The sequence below is a fragment of the Dysgonomonadaceae bacterium zrk40 genome (assembly GCA_016916535.1).
Taxonomy (GTDB): Bacteria; Bacteroidota; Bacteroidia; order Bacteroidales; family Dysgonomonadaceae; genus Proteiniphilum.
The window spans coordinates 1,570,284-1,592,412 of sequence record CP070276.1 but is presented as its reverse complement, the minus strand read 5'-3'; the positions used below and the strand labels follow the sequence as shown (position 1 = coordinate 1,592,412).

10 protein-coding genes and 1 pseudogene are annotated in these 22,129 nt (G+C 49.0%); 6 read left to right on the top strand and 5 right to left on the bottom strand.

All coding sequences use genetic code 11. The features are described from left to right. Nucleotides 1-70: 70 nt before the first annotated feature. From JS578_06645 to JS578_06625, 5 genes are all read right to left on the bottom strand, one after another. Nucleotides 71-1,108: a sugar kinase gene (locus tag JS578_06645; protein QRX62590.1), complete on the bottom strand. Its 1,038-nt coding sequence runs from the start codon at nucleotides 1,106-1,108 to the stop codon at nucleotides 71-73. A 1-nt stretch (nucleotide 1,109) separates the two neighbouring features. Continuing rightward, nucleotides 1,110-2,219 (bottom strand): DUF4861 family protein, encoded by a 1,110-nt coding sequence (locus JS578_06640; GenBank protein ID QRX64946.1) that lies wholly within the window; start codon nucleotides 2,217-2,219, stop codon nucleotides 1,110-1,112. An 88-nt stretch (nucleotides 2,220-2,307) separates the two neighbouring features. Continuing rightward, nucleotides 2,308-3,099 carry a gluconate 5-dehydrogenase gene (locus JS578_06635; protein ID QRX62589.1) on the bottom strand — a complete coding sequence of 264 codons (792 nt, stop codon included), beginning with the start codon at nucleotides 3,097-3,099 and terminating at the stop codon, nucleotides 2,308-2,310. Between the two features lie 9 nt (nucleotides 3,100-3,108). After that, nucleotides 3,109-3,951, bottom strand: coding sequence for a 5-dehydro-4-deoxy-D-glucuronate isomerase (gene kduI / locus JS578_06630; protein QRX62588.1), 843 nt, complete (start codon nucleotides 3,949-3,951; stop codon nucleotides 3,109-3,111). Nucleotides 3,952-4,204: 253 nt separating this feature from the next. Continuing rightward, nucleotides 4,205-8,488: a response regulator gene (locus JS578_06625; GenBank protein ID QRX62587.1), complete on the bottom strand. Its 4,284-nt coding sequence runs from the start codon at nucleotides 8,486-8,488 to the stop codon at nucleotides 4,205-4,207. 327 nt (nucleotides 8,489-8,815) lie between these two features. Here JS578_06625 and JS578_06620 point away from each other — a divergent pair, with 327 nt between their 5' ends. The 6 genes and pseudogenes from JS578_06620 to JS578_06595 all read left to right on the top strand — a co-directional run bounded on the left by JS578_06620 (nucleotide 8,816) and on the right by JS578_06595 (nucleotide 22,086). Next, a complete protein-coding gene (locus JS578_06620) occupies nucleotides 8,816-12,064 on the top strand; it encodes a TonB-dependent receptor (protein QRX64945.1) in 3,249 nt (1,082 codons plus the stop codon). 24 nt (nucleotides 12,065-12,088) lie between these two features. Continuing rightward, nucleotides 12,089-14,065, top strand: coding sequence for a RagB/SusD family nutrient uptake outer membrane protein (locus JS578_06615; GenBank protein ID QRX62586.1), 1,977 nt, complete (start codon nucleotides 12,089-12,091; stop codon nucleotides 14,063-14,065). Between the two features lie 56 nt (nucleotides 14,066-14,121). Then, nucleotides 14,122-15,426 (top strand): annotated as a pseudogene (locus JS578_06610) (pectate lyase). Then, nucleotides 15,403-16,488, top strand: a complete 1,086-nt coding sequence (locus JS578_06605; GenBank protein QRX64944.1) for a glycoside hydrolase family protein — start codon at nucleotides 15,403-15,405, stop codon at nucleotides 16,486-16,488. The pseudogene JS578_06610 and the gene JS578_06605 overlap by 24 nt, the downstream one beginning before the upstream one ends. Further along, nucleotides 16,481-18,625, top strand: coding sequence for a hypothetical protein (locus JS578_06600; protein QRX62585.1), 2,145 nt, complete (start codon nucleotides 16,481-16,483; stop codon nucleotides 18,623-18,625). The genes JS578_06605 and JS578_06600 overlap by 8 nt, the downstream gene beginning before the upstream one ends. Before the next feature lie 68 nt (nucleotides 18,626-18,693). Beyond that, nucleotides 18,694-22,086: a DUF4450 domain-containing protein gene (locus tag JS578_06595; GenBank protein QRX62584.1), complete on the top strand. Its 3,393-nt coding sequence runs from the start codon at nucleotides 18,694-18,696 to the stop codon at nucleotides 22,084-22,086. Nucleotides 22,087-22,129 lie beyond the last annotated feature (43 nt).

Sequence of the window (22,129 nt, the reverse complement as noted above, 5' to 3'; positions counted from 1 at the left end):
TCAGGTATCAGGTATAGTTTTAAAACCATAATCCCCGAACTGTAAAGATGCACCATGAACTTCACACAAATCATCTGACTACCCGGCCGGATCCGTCGCCCTTCATCAGCGTCTCTACCTCGGGAGCGGTGACCAGGTTGAAGTCGCCGTAAACGGTATGTTTCAGACAGGAGGCTGCCACGGCGAAGTCGAGTGCTTGCTGGTCATCATCCTTGTAGGTGAGCAACCCGTAAATCAGACCGCCCATGAAGGAATCGCCCCCACCTACACGGTCCACGATGTGTGTGATGTCGTAGCGGCGCGAGTGGTAAAGCTTGTCAGAGTATAGGCAGCCACCCCAGGTGTTGTGGTTGGCGTTGATGGAGCCGCGCAGGGTGATGATCACTTTCTTTGCACGGGGAAATCGTTGCATCAGTTGTGTGCATACCGATTCAAACTCGGCGGCATCGACCTCCCCACCGGTATGTTCCACCTCGAACCCTTCCGGTTTGATGCCGAACACCTTCTCTGCATCCTCCTCGTTGCCTAGAATTACATCACATCCCTCCACCAGTGCCGGCATAATCTCGGATGCCTTCTTTCCGTACTTCCAGAGGTTCTTCCGGTAGTTAAGGTCGCACGAGACGGTGACACCCATCTCATTGGCTGTCTGGATAGCCTCCAGACATGCGTCGGCCGCACCTTGTGACAAGGCTGGTGTGATGCCGGTCCAGTGGAACCAAGTGGCATTTTTGAGGATCTCCCGCCAGTTGAACATCCCTTTTTCCACCGATGCGATGGAGGAGTGAGCCCTGTCGTAGACCACCTTTGAGGGTCGTGCCACCGCACCCGTCTCGAGGAAGTAGATGCCTATCCGTTCGCCACCTCTGAGAATCTCATTTGTGCCGACGTTGTACTTTCTCAGGTCGGAGATGCACCAGTCGGCGATGTCGTTTTGTGGAAGTCGGGTTACGAACTCCACTGGAATGCCGTAGTTGGCCAGTGAAACGGCCACATTGGCCTCACCGCCGCCAAAGGTGGCTCCCAGGCTATTCGATTGGATAAAACGCTGGTATCCAGGTGTGGCAAGACGCAGCATGATCTCGCCAAAAGTAACTACTTTTTGCATCTTATTGAATCTCTATGGTTAAGGGTTGATCTATTTGTGCTTTCTCAGTTTTAAGGAAGGAGACCCATTGGGCGAAATTGTCAAAGCCGGCCTTGCTCCATCCGCCACCCACGTAGGAGGTGTAGGATGAACCTGGTGTGATGCTGTTCAGTCCGGCATAGTGACCGTCGAACAGTTGAACAGATTCATAACCAGCCGGCTGGATAACCGCGGTATAAATCGTGCCGTTTGCTTCGTTGCCGGGTGTTTCATAGGCAATGATGCCACCGGAGTCGCCGAATGTGACAGGCACCACGCTCTCATCGGTCACGATGCCGGTAGCCACGTTCAAGCTCTCCAGATCAGTTTCAAAGATATGGGTCACCTTGTTGAAGAGGCTGTAGGCATCGAGTGAAATGATACGTGTTTCCGTCACCATTTTTTCATCAACGGCATAAGGTTCATAAGTCAGGCGAAAGGTGAGTCGCAGTGGTCCGTTGTTGATGATCTCGGCGGTGACGAAGTTGTCGCCCAGGCAGAGGGTGTCGCTGTGGATTGGGGCTGTCATTCCCAAGCCTAGCGTCCTGCCCACCTTGTAAAAATCGAGTCCTTCACCGTGGTCCTCATGATAGGATGCTACACCTGCTAGGTCGTCGCGATACCATTTGTCAATGATTAGTGATTCAGTACGCTTCGCCCAAAAGTCCATTCCGTTGCTGATCTCTCCCGTGGCCTTCAGTGCGGGGCCGTAGACCCGGAAGGCGGTGCGGTTGTTCTCCCAGGTGAAGTCATCCTTCCGTTCCGGAACCAGTCGTCCGTAAACAAGAGGCTCGAAAGAATTAGGCTCACCCTCGGTGATACGGAATGTTTGTGTTCCACCTGCTTTGAGTGTCACCGGGAAAATGATCGATTTGCTGTCTGTATCGTTGGTTACGATCTGCCAGGGGTGTTGTTTCCCCTCATCATCTACCAGGATAAGGCTTTTTTCCGCCACAGTGCCAAGCTTTTTCTTAAGGTCCCCCCATGATATTTCCACCATCTGGTTCTCTCTGTCGCCGGTACCGCTGTTTTGTACTCTCAGCGTCACTTCACTTTTCTGTGTGGTGCAGCCTCCGATGAGGATGGCCAGCATCAACAATCCAAGAAATCTATTATTCATTGCAACTGGTTGAAGTTAGCCCAACCTCCTTGTGTGGAGGTTGGGATTGGGACTTGTTTGGTTAGGGTTGCTTTCCGATGTAGGCTAGGATGCCTCCATCCACGTATAGTATATGACCATTCACAAAGTTCGATGCGTCGGATGCAAGGAAAACAGCCGGTCCCATCAAGTCTTCAGGTGTACCCCATCGTGTAGCCGGAGTTTTGGCAATGATGAACGAGTCGAAGGGATGGGGTGTGCCGTCGGCCTGTTTCTCCCGGAGGGGTGCGGTCTGGGGGGTGGCGATGTATCCGGGTCCGATGCCGTTGCACTGGATGTTGTGTTCACCATATTCGGAGCAAATGTTCTTGGTGAGCATCTTCAGGCCACCCTTGGCTGCGGCATAGGCCGATACGGTCTCGCGACCCAGTTCACTCATCATGGAGCAAATGTTGATGATCTTACCGTGACCTTTCTTGATCATATGAGGAATCACCGCCTTGGAAACGATGAAGGGACCATTCAGGTCGATGTCGATCACCTGACGGAACTCGGCTGCACTCATCTCATGCATCGGGATTCGCTTGATGATGCCGGCGTTGTTTACCAGGATGTCAATCACCCCTACCTCTTTGGTAACCCGTGCCACGAAATCGTTTACCTGATCTTCGTTCGTCACGTCACAGACGTAACCGTGTGCTTTGATGCCTTTTTCCTGATAGTTGGCAATACCTTTGTCCACCAGTTCCTGTTTGATGTCGTTGAATACGATGGTGGCTCCTGCCTCCGCCAGAGCTGTGGCCATGGCAAACCCTATTCCGTATGATGCTCCGGTGACCAGAGCAACCTTACCTTCCAATGAAAAATTAACCATTGTTCGTTGTTATTTTAAGTCTGTAATCTTGTAAAAATCCTGATCGCCATAGTCCAGGTTTTCGCCACCCATACCCCAGATAAAAGTGTAGTTACAGGTAGCGGCGCCGGCGTGAATTGACCATTCAGGGGAGAGCACAGCCTGATCGCCCTTCATCCAGATGTGACGGGTCTCTTCGGCTTCACCCATGAAGTGGCAGACAGCCTGATCCTCAGGAACCTCGAAATAGAAGTATGCCTCCATCCTGCGGGAGTGAACATGTGCCGGCATAGTGTTCCAGACACTGCCGGTCGCCAGTTCGGTCATTCCCATTTGCAGCTGGCAGGTGGGCAACACCTGGTTCACAATCATCTTGTTGATGTTGCGGTGGTTGGATCCCTCCAGTGAGCCCATCTCCGCTACTACGGCGTCGGCCTTGGTAATTTTCTTGTCTGGATAATTCTTATGTGCATTGGTGGAGTTAAAGTAGAATTTGGCCGGCTTTGAAGCATCATCGCTTTCGAAGTATACCTCCCGTTCACCGGAGCCGATGTAGAGTGCCTCTTTGTAGTCGAGAGTGAAAACCGTTTCACCTACTTTCACCTTTCCTTTTCCGCCAACGTTGAAAATCCCCAGCTCGCGTCGGCAAAGGAAACTGGGTTGTTTGAGCGGGTCGATAGCCTCCAGGTGCAATGATTCACCCACAGGCATGGCACCACCCACAATCATGCGGTCGTACATGGAGTATACCATGTTCACCTCATCGGCAGCAAAAAGCTTCCCAATCAGAAAGTCACGGCGCAGCCGCTGCGTGTCGTAAGATTTCGCATCCTCCGGATGGGCAGCGTAGCGCAATTCATAATTTGTTTTCATATATTTTAATGTTTGATGATTATTTTGTCTAAAAAACGTAGCAGGGCAAATTTACTATTTTATTTTGCGACTTCAAAACATTTCTAATTGTTTTGCGAGGTATCTGCTACACGAATTATTATCCTATCGGCTATATGATGACATTTTGATGCAATGGTGCTTCTTATCAGCATTCTGCCACATAAAAGTATTGCTACAGCCTACATCAATATCACCGATCACAATCGTTATAAGATAAATCATCAATATTTGTTTAATTATTTTTGTTGCCGCTTCGGAATTGTGTGGGAGTGATGCCAAACTGTTTTTTGAAAGACTTACTAAAGTAATCGGGATCGTTGAATCCAACCTCGTATGCAATTTCTGCCACATTCATCTCATTGTTCTTCATTAGTTCCGAAGCTTTTTTGAGTCGGATGATACGAAAATATTCGTTGGGTGAGTAATTGGTGATTCCCTTAATTTTTTTGTAAAAGAGGGTTCTGCCCATGTTCATCTCTTTCGCAAAGTCATCGACTGAAAACTGAGTATCTTTCAGGTGAATCGCCATCACCTGGTGGATTTTCTCAATAAAAAGCCTGTCTTTCTCAGAAGTCTGCAATGGTATGGCACTTGTCATTCCCGGTTCATGTGCTAACTTGTATAGCAGTTTCTCACGCTGTTCAATTAATTTACGAATGCGTGTAATCAGGTAATGGATGCTGAATGGTTTGATGATATAGGCATCCGCTCCGGCGTCAATTCCCTCCAGTTGATGTTCAGCAGAGGAGTATGCGGTTAGCAGAATGATGGGAATGTGGCTGGTTTCAAAATCCTCTTTGATCTTCCTTGTCACCTCAAAACCATTCATTTCAGGCATCATTACATCACAAACGATTAGATCGGGGGGTGATTTGATTGCTGTTTCCAGACCACTCAGCCCGTTGGATGCTGACGATAGCTCGAAATAGTTACTTAGTTTGTCTTTGAGGAAAGCACTAATCTCCTCATCATCTTCAATCAGCAGGATCTTATGTTTATGTCCAGGCGTTAGTATCACTGATGCTGTCTCTGCAGAGATGAAACCACCCACTGCTTCTGTTTCCGGTTCGTTTACTGATACATCTGAATCGTATTTTTTTTCAGTAATCTCAGAAGGTTCTGCTCTCATTGGGAAGGAGAGTGTAAAACTGGCTCCAGACCAATTAGAATCTCGGTAATCGATTCTGCCATGAAGCACCCTGGCCAGTTCAGCTGAGAGGTGTAGGCCTATCCCTATCCCTGTAGGGGAATAGCTGATCTGTTTGAACCGCTGAAATAGCAGTTCTCGTTTTTCGGGTGGGATGCCAATACCGGAGTCAGAAACAGTTACTGTACAGAGCTTTTCCGGTTCGTTGAAAGCAACCTCTATTCTGATCTTTCCTTTTTGTGGAGTGTGTTTAAAGGCGTTTGACAAGAGGTTGAAGATGATCATCTCCATTTTTCCTCTGTCCGTGACAATCATTTTTGATTCTTCTGTTGTCTCAAAACTGTATTCGATCTCTTTTCTCTCAGCCGTTTCGGTAAAGACCTCATAAATCTCTCGCAGAAATGAGACGATATCAGTCTTCTCAAGCCGCAGATCCAGCTCTTCATGTTGTAGTTTTCTGAATGCGAGCAGCTGGTCAATCAACCTCATCAGCTTTTCAGAGCTTCTATTCAGTGTGTCGAGCTGCTTCTTTAATACCGGTGTGAGCTGTTGCTCATAGATGCTTTCAATGCTGCCCCGAATAAGTGTAAGCGGAGTCCTGAACTCATGTGAGATATTGGTGAAGAATTGCAGGCGGTGAGCAGTCATCTTTTTCTCGACGATGATTTCATTGTTCAGTCGGTTCATCTTCATCAGGGTGATCACTGTTACGTATAACAGTAACAAACCTGTTATCAGATAGAGGATCAGAGCCCCTGGTGATCGCCAGAATGGTGGTTTGATGACAATCTCCAGTACTCTCTCAGGGTTGTCCATCATGTTGGAGACACTTTTCACCTTGAAACGGTACTTTCCCGGAGGTACATTCTTATAGGTCGCCACATTGTGTTGCGTGATCGGATTCCACGCCTTGTCATAATTCTCCAGGATGTAGGTATATCTGCTTGAATGTATTTCCTGATAGTTGAGTGAGGAGAATGCAAGTGCGAATGAGTTCTGGTTATACCGGAGACGGATCTGCCCTGTCTGGGTAATACTCTCCCTTAAAGGTGTATCCTGACTGTTTGGAGAGACACTGACCCCATTGATGCTCATGTCGGTCAATAGGGTTGACAGTGGCTTGGACTGTTTCTCAAAAGCGTTTGGATCAATGATGTATAAACCACTGTAACTCCCAAACAAAAGGTTTCCGTTCGCTCTTTTCAAAGCAACAGACTCTGAAAAATAATCGCTTTCCCAACGGTCAACAAAATTGTAGTTCTCAAAAAAACCTTCTCCCACGTCAAATTTGGATAGTCCGCTTTCGGTGCTGATCCACAGCTTATGGTTGTGGTCTTCTATAATTGCCTGTATGATGTTGTTCGTCAAGCCATTCTCCGTTGTGTAGTGGGTGAAGCGGTATCTTTCCTCAGAAGAACTCTTTGTGGCCAGGTTGATGCCTCCACCCGCTGTTCCCAACCAGATGCGCCCAGTGTAGTCCTCGAAAACAGTTTTGACTATATTGTTGTTCAATGATTCCGGATCCTCCTTGTCGAAGTAGTACCATTCGTAGTTGGTACCATCCTGAATCAAGCTGTCGGGATGAAAGATGACCACACCGTTTTCACCTCCCGACCAGATGTAGCCATCCTTGTCCTGTATGAGTGACCTGACCTGTCTTTGTGTCTCTGAGATCTGATTGAATCTGAGACTGTGCAACTCTTTGTCTTCCCACTCACAAAGGAACAGTCCATTGCCAAAGGAGCCGATCCACATGCGTCCCTCGCTGTCACACAGAATTGAATAGATGCTGTTCTCACCTGCATCTCTCTCCTCAGATAGCAGGTAGGAAAAGCTCCTGCCCGACAAGTCATCGGCGGGAAAGATTCTTAATCCATCTCCTTTTGTGCCCATCCAGATGTTCCCTTCACGATCCGCCTGGATGGTGTAGATTCCCTTTTGCTTGCCACTAAACAGGTCTTTTCTGTGCCCGCTGCTGTCATAAACACAGATATCTCCATTCCTGGTGCCCATCCACAGGTTTTCGTTGCGGTCCTCATAAATACTTCTGACTGTTTGTTCGTGTGTCGCTGTACGTAGTGAAGGAGGTATCAGTTGTGTCCTCGCCTGTTCTGCGAAAGAGAATTTAGCAATGCCTGCATTTTCTGTTCCCACCCAGATGCTTCCGGTATGATCTTCTGTCACATAGAGTAGGTAATTGGTGCGGAGATCACTGTTTGAAGTGGTATAATGATCGATCTCTCCATTTTGTTTGATGGCAAACAATCCGTTCCCATAGGTAGAAATCCATGTAATCTCTCTCGAATCGGTGAAGATGGAATATCTTTCGTGATCAATGAATGAAAGCACCGGTTCGGGAATCAATTGGTATTTGTTGAATGCTTCTTTCTCTGCGTTGTAATGCCATACAAAACCCGATTTGTTGTAGACCCATGGCTTATCTTTGTTGTCTCTGACAATATATCCCTCCCGGATGGTTTCACCCTTGAGTAGAGAGCTGATGTTGTTAACCTTCATAGAAGGAATGTGAAAGATCAGCATGGAATGGTTTCCTGTGATGATAATTTGGTCATCATCCACTAATTCTGTTTCGTAGATTTGAAATCCCGGGAATTGGAGAGCATAATTGATCACCGGAAGAAAATGCCTGTTATGCTGATCATAGATCACAATTTCAGCATTGTTTGTCAGAAAACAGAGCTTTTCACCTGATTCAAATGCACTGTGAAACTGATAACGTCTCATTTTCTCACCAGGCTGATGAAACATTCCATTGTTAAAGCTAAACAGGCCTTTGTCGGTGCCGGCCCAGATATTTCCCGATGAATCTTCCAGTACAAAGGAGATATTATCGGTGCCGATATTGTTTTTGTCATAAAGTTTCCCCGACAGACCTGTCTCCTGGTGAGTGACGTGGCACAGACCCTGTTGTGTTCCCCAGAGCCAGATATCACCATTTGAGGCTTCCTTTATGTTGCGATACTGACGGGCTTCGCCATCTCCTGTGTAATCGACAAATGACTCGTTGTTGAGATTGTAACAGTTAAAGTACCGGGAGGATGTCTGTATCCAGAGATAAGCCTGCTGGTCTTCATACATCATCCTTATATTGTTCTCCGAAAGCGAGAGTGTGGAAAATTCAGGATAGAATGATGAAAAGTTATAACCATCGTATCGGTTTAGTCCATTCACGGAAGCTATCCAAATCAATCCCTGGTGATCCTGGATGATATACCTTACCGTGTTGTGTGACAATCCATCTTTGTTGTCAATATGGTCAATCCGGATCCCTTCGTTGCTATATAACAACAATGGCATCAGAGAGACGAAGGTGAGCAGGACTCTTTTTATCTGAGATGAATGGATCATCGAATCGGGGTTTACGCAAAAATATAAAAAAGGTATTGTATTTATCAACAAATTGTGATGATATGAACAAAAATCGGGGTTTGTGACAATATGTCCGGTTCGTTGAACGCAGAATATTGCTCTCTGTATCTTGGTAGGGAGTATCGGAACAATTTTACAGTGCAGTTATCTCCTGTCATGATACATTTGTTGCCAGTGATAGACAGGATTCTTGCGATTGATTAGATTTAATGATTTCTTACCATGTAAAGTCGTCTCAATAGTTGCAATTATCAATCCTTTTCTTTCAATATTTTATTAAAAATTTACAATAACATGAAAAAGAACATGAAAAATGGGAAAAGATCTTTCAACAGACATCTTTTATTAATCTTGACCTTTTTTGCAGTGTGCGGTTCGTTGGCTGCACAAAATGGAATCAGCGTAAGAGGTAATGTTACGGACGGAACAGAAACACTTCCGGGTGTGAGTATCCAGGTGGAAGGTACAACAATGGGTACCATCACCGACATTGACGGTAACTTCACATTGAATGTGCCGGATGAAGGGAGTGTGTTGACATTTATCTATATGGGCTTCGAATCACAACGGGTGACGGTAGGCAATCGACGTCAGTTCAACATCACTCTGCGATCGGATGAGATGTTACTTGATGAATTGGTAGTGATTGGCTATGGTACCGCACGCAAGAAAGATTTGACCGGTTCTACCTCATCCATCAGTGGGAGTGATATCGCGAAGATACCAGTCACCACTGCAGCTCAGGCCATTACTGGGAAGGTAGCAGGTGTCAATGTTGTCAAGCAGAGCGGTGCGCCAGGTGCAGACATTCAGATTACTGTACGAGGCGGAACTTCCATCACACAGGGAACCGAACCGCTATACATTGTGGATGGTTTTCAGATGGAGAATGGTTTGCGTCATATCGACATCAACGACATTGAGTCCATTGATGTGATGAAAGATGCATCTGCTACTGCAATTTATGGGGCACGCGGATCCAACGGGGTGATTCTTATCACCACCAAATCGGGTAAATCGGGCAAGACGGAAGTCTCCTACAACGGTTTTATCAGCTTTGATCGCTTGGGCAAGAGGCTCGATCTGCTCGGTGTAGAGGATTATGTGAAGTATCAGTACGAGTTTCAAACGCTTCGTGGAGAAATCAACTCTTTTGCCAACTTTTTCGGCGGTGATATCAACTCATCGGAATTCTATAGTGGTGCATATGACCGTATAGCTTCAGAGTACGGCAATCGTGCAGCTATCGACTGGCAGGATCTCGTATTTGGAAATACCGGTTTGACCAATAACCATAATGTGAATGTATCAGGTGGCAGTGACAAGACCAAATATATCTTGAGTTACAATTATACAGGTGAAGATGGCATCATGGATCGCCACGGCTATCAGAAGAACAGCATTCGCAGCAAAATAAACCACGAGTTATGGAAAGGTGTACGTCTCGATTTCTCTTCCAGTCTCCAGGCGTCAAGCATCGATGGTGGCGGTTCTCTTGGTGGTAAGCTTAAGCAGACAATTCTGCAACCCGTGACCGGAGGTGTAAGATGGACTAACGAGGAAATGGTAAATTCTGATATTGGTACTGTTATCGGTGACATCATGAACGACGCCAATTATGACGCACAAAACCCAATCCTGGACAACCTGGCCATCTCCAACAAGCGTTTCACACGTCTGGCCAATCTGAACGCCGGATTGGAGATTGACCTGATGGAAGACCTCACGTTCCGTACCTCCGGCAGCTATATGTGGCAACAGGTGCGTCAGGATTACTGGGACGACGGTAGTACCAAACAGGCCAAAGCAAATATGAGTCCATTCGGTTATGGCTCCCGCAACAACAACGAGCGCTTCTCATGGCAGATCACAAACACATTAAACTATGGTTTTGACTTCAATGAACTGCACAACTTCAATGTGTTGCTTGGTCAGGAGACGTACTATGTGGAGAGCATGTACCTGAACAACGAATATCGTTCATTTTCCGATGGTAACTTCGGCCTGAACGATGTGAGTATGGGGGCACCCTACACATGGAACTCTGGGAAGGATAGAAGTGGCATCGTGTCGGGTTTCGGTCGTCTCTTCTACAACTACAATGATCGCTATCTCTTCACCGGAACACTGCGTGCCGACGGTTCCTCAAAGTTCGCACGGGGAAATCAATGGGGATACTTCCCTTCGGCCTCGGCCGCCTGGCGTATCTCTGAAGAGAGTTTTATGGAATCATTCGATAACCTTGACAACCTGAAACTTCGTTTAGGCTACGGTACAGCAGGTAACAACAACATTGACAACAACATGTATGCCACCAATTACGGATCGGGGCATTACGGCTATAACGGGGCTGATTTCATCACTTACGTACCCGGATCTACTTTGGGTAATCCTGAACTGCGATGGGAGAAAACCACCACGACCAATCTTGGTCTTGACCTCACGTTGTTTAGGAGCCGAATCAACCTCTCTGTTGATCTCTACAACAACGAATCTGACAACCTGTTGATTTCGAATAAAATTCCCAGCTCTACCGGTTACACCAACCAGATACAGAACCTGGGATCGATTCGCAACCGTGGTGTTGAAATGATCCTGAACACCGTGAATGTGCGTACCAATGATTTTTCATGGATGACCGACTTCAACATCTCGTTTAACCGGTCGAAGGTGTTGGCGCTGTATGGTGACAGTGAGTTGAATTACTTCATTCAGGATTACAGCTCGCGCATGGGATACAAGATTGAGGTTGGATCGCCTTTGGGACAATATTATGGCCTAATCTACGATGGTATTTACACCACCAATGATTTCACTCAGACCGGAGACGGCTCCTACAGGCTCAACGACGATGTGCCATATCTCAAAGGAAGTGCACGTGCAGGGGTGAAACCAGGTGATGTGAAATATAAGGATGTAGCAGGTGAAAAAGACGGGGACGGATTTCCAGTATTCTCGGTGAACGATCGCACAGTGATTGGAAATGCACAGCCGAAATTCACGGGGGGGCTCAACAATACCTTTACCTATAAAGGGTTCGACCTGACATTGTTCATGAACTTTGTATACGGCAACGAGGTGTTCAACATGAGTACCCAGCGTTTTATCGGTCCCTACATGGCCAACCAGAACAGCGTGGCTAAAATGGCAGACCGTTTCATGCTGATTGACCCACTGACCGGCAGAGAAGCTACCGATCTGGAAAGATTGGCTGCTCTCAACCCAAATCAGCACGACAGCTCCACTCTCTGGAACATTTCCCAGAACAATAAAACGGCAATCAGTGATCACAGCAGTTACTATCTGGAAGATGGATCCTACCTGCGTCTTAACACTATCACATTTGGTTATACGCTTCCCGGTCAGCTCGTCCAGCAGGCCAAGATCAGCAATGTACGTTTCTATTGTACACTGAACAACATCCATACCTTCACTCGCTACACCGGGTATGACCCTGAGGTGTCTGCATCGGGCAGCGCCCTCACGCCGGGCATTGATAATTCATCATATCCCCGGTCCAAGAGCTGGGTGGTAGGTGTAAACCTGAAATTTTAATCACAATCTATTAACTTTAATGATATGAAAACAACAATACATATTCTTGCCATTGGTGCCTTCTTCGCACTCTTTACCGCATGCCAGGATTGGCTGGACATGCCCTCGGAGTCGAAAGCAGACAGCTCCTCCATATTCGCCTCAATCAACAGAGCTGAGATGACTGTTGTGGGTGCTTACCCATTCCTGCATACACAAGAGCTCGGTTATCAGTTGCTGATGGGTACCGACGAATCCAGCTCCACGGAATCTAATTCAAAGTATGTCATGTCAAACTATGACTACACTAACCTCACAGGAATGCTCAACTCTACCTACACCACAATGTACAAAGCCATTGAGTACGCCAATGTGAGCATTGCAAACCTGCCTAACATGCAGACTTCGTCAGATGCTGATCAGAAAAAGGTCGATGCCCTTTTGGGTGAATCGCTGGCCATCAGAGCTTATGCCTATTGGAACCTGGTTCGGTTCTTCGGCGATGTGCCATTCGCACTGGAACCAACAGCTCAATTGACCACCTTCTCTTCTTCACGTGTCAGTCGCGATACCATCTGGGATCAATGTGTGGCCGACCTGCAACAGGCCATTGAACTGCTGCCCTGGAAGAGCGAAGGAATGGTGGCCACTGCTGAGCGTTTCACCAAAAATGCAGCTTATGGCATCCTGTCACGCGTAGCACTCCATGCTGCGGGCTACTCGTTGCGTTGGGATTTGAGTACTGTTCCCTACAACCAATCCACTGTGAGAATTGCCAAAAGGGATGATGCTGCGCGAGTTAGAGAGCTCCTTCAAATCGCTGTTGATGCTGCGGAAGCTGTGATACAAAGAAATGAGAACCAACTCCTGAGTGATTATGACCAGGTATTCCGCGACCTTGCCCTCAAGCAATACAACGACGAATCGATGCTTGAGTACGGCTGGTATGGTCCCAACTCTGTAGATGTTCGTACAGGATATACAAACGGAATTCCTACCAGCGGTACCTCTGCAACTTTCGGAAAGGGAGGTCCACAGATGATCGCCATGCCAACCCTTTATTTTGAATTTAATGATGCTGATCAGAGACGCGATGTAGCTGTTTGTAATTTTGGCATCCTTGCAAATGATGATCTCCAGATGAGTACATATATTGGCAACAGTGTTGGGAAATACCGTATCGACTGGATGAAAGACAGAGGTGCTACTGACAGCAAAAGAAACATCAACTTCCCGCTGCTGCGTTACTCTGATGTGCTGCTGATGTATGCAGAGGCGCTGAATGAACTGAACAATGGGCCCACGGCAGATGCCGTCAATGCATTCAGGGCTGTTCGCATGCGCGCTTTCAGGAACGATGCCACAAAGATAGGTACCATACCATCCGATTATGATGGTTTCAGAGAGGCAATCATTAAAGAGAGAAAACTGGAGCTTTCAAACGAATCACTCCGTAAAACAGACCTTACACGTTGGGGGATTCTCTACGAACATCTGACAGCTGAAAAGGAAAAGCTCTATCAGCTTGCCCGACGTGAAGGTGCTTATGATGATGTTGATGTTTATCGCGCTTATAAGACTGTGAAAGGGGTAATGCAAAACCCGATTGTTGCGGTACCCTATCTGTCTATGAGTGATGCAGATATTGCTTCAATGAACCTGAGTGCAGATGAAATGACAACGCTCAACACGCTGAACGCTTCCAATAAAGGCTACCTAGAAAAGAGCTTCTATGAGGACAAATCGAATGGTAAACTCTATTTTACCGAAGAGTCGATTCCCTCTGGTGCAGAAGTAGCAGAAGTAAACTACACCATCCTGAACATGTTTGGCAGTCACTCCGTGAAACAGAAAGGTGGCCTCTCTGTGGAGGATGTGGAAGGGCTGGCATCCAAGAATGAGTGGATTGAACGGATGTTTTATGCTTTGGAAAAGAAGAAGGTTGAGATCCTACCCTTCAACACTACCAATATCATCGATGTGAATCCCGGTCTTGCGGGACAACAACATCCCTGTTATTAATCCGAAGAGGAGAAACAATCCAGAATATTGCAAAAAAATATTATCTTTAAAGCATGATGTTGAAGCAATTGATCATTCCATTGTGTATGATTCTTCTGAGTGTGGGTTCGGCCGGTGCGCAAGCATTGGCCTTCCCCACTGCTGAAGGGTTCGGAAAATACACCACCGGCGGCAGAGGCGGCAGGGTCATCAGGGTTACCAACCTGAATGATTCGGGTGAGGGAAGCCTGCGTCATGCCATTGAACAGAAAGGACCCCGCATTGTGGTCTTCACCGTCGATGGGACCATAGATCTACAGTCGAAGCTGATCATTGAAAACGATAGCATCACCATTGCAGGTCAGAGTGCCCCAGGTGAAGGCATCTGTCTCAAGGGATACCCATTCTACGTGCAGGCCAACAATGTCATCATCCGCTATCTCAGGGCACGCATGGGTGACCTGCATGTTTTAGAAGATGATGCCATGGGTGCAATGCGGGTGAAGGACCTGATCATTGATCACTGTTCAGTTTCCTGGTCGGTAGACGAAGCGCTAACCGTTTATCGTACGGAGAATGTGACGGTGCAGTGGTGTATGGTCACACACAGTCTCTCCAAATCAGCCCATAGCAAGGGGGCACATGGCTTTGGTGGTATCTGGGGAGGTAGCAACGCCTCTTTTCACCACAACCTGCTGGCACACCACAGCAGCCGCAACCCCCGTTTTGCTTCCGATGGCTATGCCCCTGTCGATTTCAGGAACAACGTGGTCTACAACTGGGGATATAAGGCGGCCTATGGTGGCGGCCGCAATGGTAGAATCAACTTCGTAGCAAACTACTACAAACCGGGACCGGCAACATCACCTGAGTTGAGAGCCTGGTTTCTTGATCCGGCAGAAGATGGCACCAGCGGTTATTATCTGGCCGGCAATGTAATGGATGGGAGTGCCGAGGTGACCGCCGACAACTGGAAAGGGGTGGGCACCAGTAAGTCTGTAATCAAAGCCACGGAGCCCTATTCATTTGTTCCCATTGTGGAAGATCCCGCGGCGATCGCCTATGAAAAGGTGCTTCGATATGCCGGATGCAGCTATCGCAGGGACTCCTACGACAGCAGGGTGGTAAATGAGGTCAGAACAGGTACCGCCGTTGGAGGTGAGACTTATGGCGGAGGGAACAAAGGCATCATCGATTCGCAGGATGCTGTTGGCGGATGGCCGCAGCTGAAAAGAGGAGTGAGTCCCTCGGATTGCGACGCAGACGGGATGCCCGATGCGTGGGAAAAGCAGATGGACCTCAATCCACACGATCCGACGGATGCATCGCTCTTCACATTGCATGGTGATTACAGCAATGTGGAAATATATCTCAACTCGCTGGCCGATTTTACAGGCTACCACTATTCACTTCTGAAAGAGAGTATCGATAAAGAGGTTGTGGGGCATTATCCTCAGGAGAAGCTGTCTGATTTCAGCACTAAGCTGAAACCAATGGGACGGATCATGGAGTCGGAAGAGTATTACGTATGGTGTTGCGCACCTATCTTCGATGAAGATGAGAAGGTGCATCTTTTTTACTCCCGCTGGCCGAAGCGTTATGGAATGGGGAGATGGATTCATCAGAGTGAGATCGCACATGCAGTGGCCGACACACCTGAGGGTCCTTACAAAGAACTAGTCACTCTGCTCGCACCTCGTCCCGGTTTTTTTGACGCTACCACCTGTCACAATCCTCATATTCAGAAGATTGGGGATGCCTACTATCTTTTTTACATGGGTAACAGCGATAAAACCGTAAACACCAAACGCATCGGGGTAGCCACCGCCAGCTCACTCTATGGTCCCTGGAAGAGAATGGACCAACCTCTCCTGGAGGCGGGTGAAGAGGGTGCATGGGACGATTGCAACACCACCAATCCCGCCTTTATCATACATCCCAACGGAGATTCGTGGCTCTACTACAAGTCGTGGAATAAGGAGGATTACCGGAATGAGTCGGGCCCCATCCGCGCCAACAGAAAATATGGACTGGCTGTTTCTGACAATGTGTTGGGACCCTATAAACGATATAAAGGCAATCCTGTAGTCGACTTCTCCCCGTTAGGTGATAATAAACAGGTTGAAGATGCCTATGTTTATCAGGAGAATGGCATCTTTAAAATGCTGATGCGTGACATGGGTTATTTTGACCATGAGGTGGGATTGATCTTTACCTCCACTGACGGGGTTCACTGGGGTGAACCCCGGATAGCCTGGTTCGGGGCCGATGCTTACCTGCATGAGCCACCTGCTCCTGATCACCTGAAAAGATACGGGCGGTTTGAGCGCCCTCAAATATTGATGAAAAACGGCAAACCGGCATATCTCTTTACTGCCATGCAGGGAGGAAAATATGAAACATCTTCCGGGTTTGTATTTAAAATTACATCCGACAATGATTAAATTTACACGAACAAAGCAGTTCCTGTTGCTGCTGCTCACCGCAGTGATCTGCTCATGTAGCAACAATCAACCCGCCAAGATTGACCGGCTGGCGCTGGTAAAGCGTAATAACCCCAAGGTTGCCCAGTTTGAGGCACTCTCCTCACTCTCTGCCGGCAATGGCAACTTCGCCGTGACGGTTGACGCTACGGGGTTGCAGACCTTCCCGGAGATCTATGCCGAGGGGGTGCCCCTCGGCACTCAGTCACAATGGGGGTGGCACAGTTTTCCAAATGTTGAGGGATTCACCACAGAAGAGACACTCAAGGATTACAACTTCAGGGGATGGGGTGAACCTTACGCGGTACAGTTCAATGAGCCGGGCAGAAGCCAGGATGCAGCGAACTATTTCAGGGTTAACCCACACCGTCTGCATCTCGGTTACATCGGATTGGAGCTGAACGATCAGGAGGGTAATAAGCTGTTGCCAGAACAGATCTCCGGCCTGAACCAGGAGCTGGATCTCTGGGAGGGAATCATTCACAGTCGTTTTATGATAGGAGCAGATTCCGCCGTTGTGGAAACAGCGGTACACCCCGACCAGGATCAACTGGCTGTAGCGCTTCAATCATCCTTGATCGGTAAGGGAATGATGCAGGTGAACCTGCGCTTTCCCTATCCCACCGGTGGGCATGCCGATGATGCCACCCACTGGGACTCACCTGAGAGGCATCAAACCGAAATTGTGGCACAGAATGAACACTCCTACCTGCTGAAGAGAACACTCGACTCAACCGTCTATTACATCGATCTGCAGTTTGAGGGTGAGGCAACCCTCACCGAGAAGGAGGCACATTACTTTGTGCTCACACCGGTAAGCGACATCTTTGCATTCACCTGCACCTTTACCGAAGAGATACCGCAAACCGATGCTATCCCCACAATGGACTCTTTCAATGCCTCAGCCAACTACTGGACTGCCTTTTGGCAGAACGGCGGGGCTGTCGACTTCTCGAAAAGCACCGATGAGCGTGCAGCGGAGTTGGAGCGACGTGTGGTGCTCTCTCAATATCTCATGGCCATCCAGTCGGCTGGCATCTACCCACCACAGGAGACCGGATTGACCTACAACAGCTGGTACGGCAAGTTCCACCTCGAGATGCATTGGTGGCATGCCGTTCATTTTGCATTGTGGAACAGGACGGAGCTACTGGAAAGAAGCATGGACTGGTATGCCTCAGCCTATCCAAAGGCTATGGAGATCGCAGAGCGTCAGCAGTTTGAGGGTGCCCGCTGGATGAAGATGACCGATCCCTCTGCAACGGAAGCTCCTTCGAAAGTGGGTTCATTCCTGATTTGGCAACAACCCCATTTCATCTATATGGCCGAGCTGATTTACAGGAACAATCCCTCACAGGAGATATTGGATAAATATGGATTCCTGGTGGAAGAGACCGCCCGTTTCATGGCATCTTTTGCCACCTACGATGAACTGGAAGGACGTTATCTGCTCAAGGGTATTATTCCTGCTCAGGAGACACTGCGTGCTTCCGAGACAATCAATCCGCCATTTGAACTCTCTTACTGGCACTATGCCATGTCGGTAGCTCAGCAATGGAGAGAGCGCTTGGGACAACAGCGTGACATGAAATGGGATGAGCTGATCGACAAGCTCTCACCGTTGGCACACCAGGATGGCCTCTACCTTGCATCGGAGGATGCAACCGACACCTACATCGATATCCGCTTCACTTCCGACCATCCGGCAGTGCTGGGTGCATTGGGTATGATGCCCGAATCGAAGTTGGTACGTCGTGATTATATGCAGAATACGCTGAATTGGATCTGGGACAACTGGAACTGGGGCAAAACCTGGGGATGGGATTACCCGATGACCGCCATGAGTGCTGCCCGCCTGGGTGACCCGGAGAAAGCTGTGGGTGCCTTGCTGATGGACAAAAGGACCAATACCTATCTGGTGAACGGACACAACTACCAGGATGAGCGGTTGCGTGTCTATCTGCCCGGTAACGGGGGATTGCTCACCGCCGTGGCTATGATGTGTGCGGGCTGGGACGGAAACGAGGAGGACACTCCCGGATTCCCCAAAAATGGAAAATGGAACGTGCAGTGGGAGGATCTGGCTCCCATGCCCTGATTACGAATTGTAACGGGTAATGAGGATCCGGCCATTGTGCCGGGCCTGCCCAAATAAATATAATCTCTATGAGAACGTTAGTTTCGCTGATGCTGCTATTTGTGGTTGCCACCTCCCTGGTTGCTCAGCCGATGGATTCCTGGCATAACAAAGAGCGACGACTGAGATACAGTCCCGATGGAGAGGATTTCGTAATCGTGAATGGTGACCGGAAATTCAACCGCGCCCTCTACGGCACCAACACTGCTTTCAGGATCGAAACGGGTGATTTGCCCGAATTTGGCCTTTTTATGCCGCACATGGGAGGCAACATTCAGTTGGGAATGCTTTCCGACGGGAAGAGCCTCTGGTTGAATGATGCGGAGTATGTGAAATCGATCTACAGGCCCGGAAGCCGCATCTATGAGATCAAAGATCCGCTGCTCGGTACGGGCAGCCTGACGATCACCGTTTTGGCGCTGGCAGATGCCGAAGGTATCATTCTAAGGGTTGATGCAAGCGGTTTGCCTGATGGAGGAACACTGGTCACCCTCTTCGGAGGAGCCAGCAATCGCCGTTTCTCCCGGAACGGGGACCTGGGGGTTGATGATCCAGAGGCGTTCGCTCTAAAGGCTGATGCCTGTGAGGGCAATCAGTTTGTCATCCGTGACGAATCGTTCCGGCTTACCTACGGGGAGGGTACAAGAGGTGGCCCTCTTTATACCACCGGTCTTTTCTCTGAAGGAACCACCCTGAAGCTTGGCTCTCCCTACAGTCTTAACACCGTTTCTGCCCTCACCCGTTCAGAGGTGAGTGGCAACAGACCCCTGCTGGTTGCCCAATCACCCATAAAAGGTGAAGATATCTATCTGGTGATAAAGGCTGACGATGGCGAGCCGCTTACACAGGAGATGCTCTCTTCCCTCTTTGAAGAAGCGGAACTGAAACGGAGTGCCACTGCAGGCACGGTGAAGATCAATACACCTGATCCTTATTTCAACACCCTGGGAGGGGCACTCAGCATCGCTGCCGATGGTATCTGGGATGAGGAGAGTGCTGTATGGCAGCATGGTGCCATCGGTTGGCGCATGCCGCTCAACGGTTGGCGTGCTGCCTATACCGGAGATGCCATCGGGTGGCACGATCGCGCCAGAAGGCACTTCAACGGCTACGCCGCCTCGCAGGTGACCGGTGTGGAGCCGGTGATTGCTCATCCGGCACAGGATTCGGTGCTGAACCTGACCAGGGCTGAGAAGAGGTGGGGCACACAGATGTACAGCAACGGTTATATCAGCCGCAATCCCCGCAACAACAATCAGATGCACCACTACAACATGAACCTTGTTTACATCGATGAGCTCTTGTGGCACTTCAACTGGACCGGTGATATGGACTATGTAAGGGAGATGTGGCCTGTGCTGCAGCGTCACCTGGAGTGGGAGAAACGCAACTATGACCCCAACGATGACGGTCTTTACGATGCCTATGCCTGTATCTGGGCCAGCGATGCATTGCAGTACAACAGCGGTTCGGTCACCTACTCCTCTGCTTACAACTACCGTGCAAACAGCATGGCGGCAATGATTGCAGAGAAAATCGGTAAGGACCCGCAGCCCTACCAGATGGAGGCAGCGAAGATTCTGAAGGCGATCAATTCCACCCTCTGGCTCCCTCACAAAGGGTGGTGGGCCGAGTTCAAAGATCTCATGGGAGAGCAGATGATTCATCCCATGGCAGGTGTATGGACGGTTTACCATGCCATCGACTCCGAGATACACACTCCTTTTCAGGCTTATCAGGCGACCCGTTACATCGACAGTTCCATCCCCAGGATACCTGTCAAGGCACGAGGGCTTGAGGATGAAGGCTACTACACCCTTTCCACCACCAATTGGTTTCCCTACTCCTGGTCGGTGAACAACGTAGCCTTTGCAGAAGTGGGGCACACCAGTCTCGCCTACTGGCAGGCAGGCAGGAACGAAGAGGCTTTCAAACTCTTCAAAAGCAATATCCTGGATGGTATGTACCTGGGAGACAGCCCCGGCAACATCGGTCAGATCAGCTTCTATGATGCCGCCAGGGGTGAATGCTACCGTGATTTTGGCGACCCCGTGGGTGTCTATTCACGCGCACTGGTGCAGGGTCTGTTCGGCATCCTTCCCGATGCCATGAATCAGCGGTTGGTGATTCGTCCCGGCTTTCCCGCCAACTGGGACTACGCTTCCATCGAGACACCCGACATTGCATTTCACTTCGCAAGAGAAGGACAGACTGACCGATATTCCATTAAATCCTCATTCCCCCGTGAATTGGCCTTGACAATGCAGCTGCAGGCCCCTTACGACCGGATAGGATCGATCACCGTCAATGGACGCAAGGTGCGTTGGCGCATGGAGCAATCGGTGGGAGCACCGGTGATTGCCATTGCCAGTGGCATAGCAGATGTATATCAGGTTGAGATTGTCTGGGAAGGATCAAAAACAGCCACCACTGCAATCGAAGCGGTGGCTGCACCAAACAGCCCGGTTGAGATTCCTGTGGAGAACAGGATACGTGAGCTGTATGACCCTCAAGAGGTTTTACGTTCTGCAAAAATTCGCAACAACACCATCAGTGGCACCGTAAAGGGTGAAACGGGACACCGTACACTCTTTGTCCGTGTGAAAGAGGGTGAGTTGGAATGGTGGAGAGCTGTTTCCATTCAGGTAACAGCACCTCTCTCAGACTCGAAAGGTTTCAATTGGGATCTGGTCAATGAGGATGCCCAATATGAAACGGTTGATATGGATGCCTATATGAATGCATCGGTTGATCAGATCTTCACCAACGAGTACCTCTCCCCACGGTCGCCCTTCACCACCTTACAGATACCCAAGCAGGGAATTGGTGAGTGGTGTCATCCATCACTTACAGCCACCATTGATGACAGTGGTCTGAGAAAGGCAAGCCGTGATGGTGTCTTTGAGACACCCTTCGGGATCCCCTTTCGGACACCATCGGATGAGGCGCCCAACATCGCCTTTACTTCGCTGTGGGACAACTATCCCTCATCGGTCACCATCCCCCTGGCAGGAAATGCATCGCATGCCTTTCTGCTGATGGCGGGCTCTACCAACCACATGCAGGTGCATGTTCCCAACGGTGAGGTACTGGTCACCTATTGCGATGGAACATCATCACAACTGGTGCTACGCAACCCGGAGACATGGGTTCCCATTGAGCAGGATCTCTTCGTTGACGACCATGCCTTCCGCCTCTCACATCCGCAACCCTATAGGGTGGGTTTGAAGACCGGAAAGGTGAGCCGCAACTTCGACGATGAGATACCGGCGGATGAGGTCTACGGACGCTCAATCGATGGGGGAGCCGCCATCATTCTGGATCTGCCATTGGAGGGAGATAAGGAGCTGGAGAGCATCACCGTGAGATCCATTGCCAACGAGGTGGTCATCGGACTGATGTCGGTCACGCTTGAAAGATAAATAAACAGAGAGTTTTCTGCCCAGGGCAGAAAACGACGATCTT